We start from the raw sequence: 1,738 nt of genomic DNA, 5'->3' as shown, positions 1-1,738 counted from the left end.
CCCGCGAGGAAGGCACCGCGGTCGATCACCATGTCGATCTCGTCGGCGCCCATCGCGACGGCGTCGCGCGTGTCGGCGAGCTTGATGTCCATGGACGCGCGGCCGCTGGGGAACGCGGTGGCCACGGCCGCGACGTTCACCTGGTCGCCGACGATCGCCTTCACCTCACCGACCAGGTCGCCGTACACGCAGACGGCGGCGGTCGAGGGGCAGGTCGGGTCGGCCGGGTCCGGGTGCAGCGCCTTCGCAGCGAGCGCCCGCACCTTGCCGGGAGTGTCCTGGCCCTCGAGGGTCGTCAGGTCGACCATGCGGATGGCCAGGTCGATCGCCCATGCCTTCGCGGTCGTCTTGATCGAGCGCGTCCCGAGTCCTGCTGCGCGTGCTTCGGCGCCCACCTGGTCGACGCCCGGCAGGCCGTGCAGGAACCGGCGCAGCGATGCTTCGCTGGCCGTCACTTCGGAGTACGCCGCGAGTCCCGGATGGGGATCGGTGGGGGCGGTGGTCGGCATCTGCCCAGCATAGGGTTGCGGGCGTGGAGAGCGAAGGCGTGAAGAAGGCGGAACGGTTCAGCACCGGCGGCATGGTCGGCGGCGTGTGCGGGATCGTCGGCGTCGCGGTCGTGCTGGTGCTGGGCAGCCTCGACTCGACGAACAGCATGCCGGCCTGGGCCTACCCGGCCGGTGCGCTCGCGATGGTCCTGATCTGGACCGTGCTGCTGCGTCCTGCGCTGGTGCTCGGCGAGCACGACGTGGAGCTGCGCAACATCCTGCACAGTCGCTGGATCCCGTACGCGCGGATCACCGAGGTCATGGTCGAGCTCGTCACCACGTTCGTCACCGACGAGGGCAAGTACGTCGCCAGTGGCTTCGGGCGCTCCCGGCGCAGGATCCGGCGTGACACCCGCGGCCTCGTCGAGGAACAGCCGTCGAATCCGTCGCTCGGCTGGATGGTCAAGAAGAAGCTCGAGCGCCGCATCGATGACGCCCGGTTCCTGGGTGGCGAACCGGGTTCCCTCCGCCATGCCTGGGCGTGGCCCGAGATCGCCGCGCTGGTGGTGGCGGCCGTCGCGACCCTGGTGACGGCGCTCGTCAGCTGAGGCTCGTCAGAGCCCCGCTGCTGTCGCGATGTCGGTGCGCAGCGCGAGCAGGCCGGTGGCCGCCTCGGTGCGGGCCGTCGCGACGTCTCCGTCACGGACGGGGACGACCACCTCGAGGTAGCACTTGATCTTCGGCTCCGTCCCGCTCGGGCGTACGACGACACGGCCGCCGTCCGCGGTGCGATAGCGCAGCCCGTCGGTCGGCGGCAGGTCCTTCGACCCGGTGGTCAGGTCCTCCACGGACACCACGGCGGACCCGCCGAGCGTGGTCGGCGGCGTGGCCCGCAGCTGCGCCATGGCGGCCGCGATGACGGACAGGTCGGTCACGCGCACCGACAGCTGGTCGGTCGCGTGCAGGCCGTAGGTGACGGCGATGTCGTCGAGCAGGTCGAGCAGCCCGCGACCCTCGGCCTTCGCCGCGGCCGCGATCTCGCAGAGCATCAGCGCCGCGGAGACGCCGTCCTTGTCGGCGACGTGCGTCGGGTCGACGCAGTAGCCGAGCGCCTCCTCGTAGCCGAAGACGAGGTCCGGCAGCCGGCCGATCCACTTGAAGCCGGTGAGGGTCTCGACGTACGGCTGGCCATGGGCGGCAGCCATCGTGCCGAGCAGCGACGAGGACACGATCGACGTCGCATAGACGCC

1 protein-coding gene and 2 pseudogenes are annotated in these 1,738 nt (G+C 71.2%); 1 reads left to right on the top strand and 2 read right to left on the bottom strand.

Annotated elements, in window-relative coordinates; all coding sequences use genetic code 11:
* A pseudogene (locus ACOADB_RS12445) lies at positions 1-509 on the bottom strand (deoxyribose-phosphate aldolase); the annotation flags it as partial.
* A gap of 23 nt (positions 510-532) precedes the next feature.
* Here ACOADB_RS12445 and ACOADB_RS12440 point away from each other — a divergent pair.
* Positions 533-1,096, top strand: coding sequence for a hypothetical protein (locus ACOADB_RS12440; protein WP_378598799.1), 564 nt, complete (start codon positions 533-535; stop codon positions 1,094-1,096).
* Between the two features lie 6 nt (positions 1,097-1,102).
* Here ACOADB_RS12440 and ACOADB_RS12435 read toward each other — a convergent pair.
* A pseudogene (locus ACOADB_RS12435) lies at positions 1,103-1,738 on the bottom strand (phospho-sugar mutase); the annotation flags it as partial.

Origin of the sequence: Nocardioides sp. CPCC 206348 (genome assembly GCF_048654705.1) — a bacterium.
Lineage (GTDB): Bacteria > Actinomycetota > Actinomycetes > Propionibacteriales > Nocardioidaceae > Nocardioides.
Note: the sequence above shows the minus strand (reverse complement) of the source record. Positions and strands in the feature narration are given on the sequence as shown.